The organism is Lactobacillus sp. N54.MGS-719, from assembly GCF_000980505.1.
In the GTDB taxonomy this organism is placed as follows: domain Bacteria; phylum Bacillota; class Bacilli; order Lactobacillales; family Lactobacillaceae; genus Lactobacillus; species Lactobacillus amylovorus.
This window is the reverse complement of sequence record NZ_LARO01000104.1, coordinates 1-1,371: the sequence shown is the minus strand read 5'-3', so window position 1 is coordinate 1,371 and position 1,371 is coordinate 1. Positions and strand designations below refer to the sequence as shown.

General features: G+C 40.0%; 1 protein-coding gene. It reads right to left on the bottom strand.

The window, feature by feature from the left end; all coding sequences use genetic code 11:
* Positions 1-62: 62 nt before the first annotated feature.
* Positions 63-1,241 carry an IS256 family transposase gene (locus WS44_RS09285; protein WP_046434097.1) on the bottom strand — a complete coding sequence of 393 codons (1,179 nt, stop codon included), beginning with the start codon at positions 1,239-1,241 and terminating at the stop codon, positions 63-65.
* Positions 1,242-1,371 lie beyond the last annotated feature (130 nt).

Here is a 1,371-nt window from a genome sequence, read left to right as displayed (position 1 = left end):
GAAACTGTCAAATCTTTTGTGTAAATAGATCTTTCTCGTAAATTGATTTTTTAATTATTTATTTAATCAAAGTAGGATTCTAAGGTGTCCTGAACCTGACCAAAGCCTTTATGAATTCGATTGAAATAACGGTCATTGTAGCTCATTGCCTGAATACCAATAAAAGCATCAAGCGACTGTTCAGTTGGAAACTCTGCCTTAGGCTTAGCTTTGCGCTTGATCACATTGTTAAATGATTCAATCATGTTAGTCGAATAAATTGAAGCTCTGATCTGCTTGGGATAGTTATAAAAGACCAGCAGATCTGGTTCTATGTCTTTCAAGCTTCTGATAACATGGCTGTAAACCTTGCCCCATTTGGTATAGAAGTCATGCAGGACAGCTGTGGCTTCTTCTTTGTTTGTCTGTTGATGCACCTGTTTGAATTCGTTCATGATCTTTTCACGATCGTCGACGCGTACTTTAGCGCAGATATTGCGCATGACATGAACCAAACAGCGTTGAAAATGAGCTTTAGGATAAGTCCTGGCCAAGGCTGTTTTCATGCCAACAACACCATCAGAAAGAAAAAGCTCAACTTGCTTTAAGCCTCGGGATTTCATGTTTTGAAGCATATCTGTCCAGACTTCAATGTTCTCGCTAGGCGCAATGCAGTAGTCAATGACCTCCTTGTGCCCATTAGGCTTGATGCCAATGGCAATATAGACTGCTTCACGCTCAAATGTTTTTCGGCGCAAAGGAAGGTATGTCGCATCCAAATAGACGCAGAAAAACTTGTCGCTTAGCTTGCGTTTGTGGTAAGCCTCAACCTTTGGAATCATCTGCTTGGAAATATTTGATACCTGAGCTGGACTGTAATGGCTGCCATACATCTTTTCAATTAGATCGGCTATTTCCCTGGTGGTCACGCCCTTGGAGTAAAGCTTGATAATCATGCTTTCCAAGATATCCGAGTGCTGCTTGTAGTCAGGCAGCGTGTGCTGATGAAATTGACCGTTGCGATCCCGAGGCACTTGCACTTCAATTGAGCCAAATTGCGTATCAACTTTGCGGAAATAAGCACCATTTCTAGAGTTGCCAGTATTCCAGCCATTTCTGGCATAGGGATCATAGCCCAGAAATGCAGTCAATTCAGCTTCTAACAAGTTATTAACAGCCTGTTGTAGCTCTTTGCGCAATAAATCATTTATTTTGTCTGGATTGAATAGAGCTTGAGCAAAATCTTTGGTAAAATCATTCATGAAGGAGTTCTTCTTTCTGTATGTGTTTTTTGTTCAAACCAATCATACGAGAAAGGAACTCCTTTTTCTAATGTTTAAAGAAATAAATTTAAGGAATCATTCATCCTTACACAAACTATTTTACAGTCTC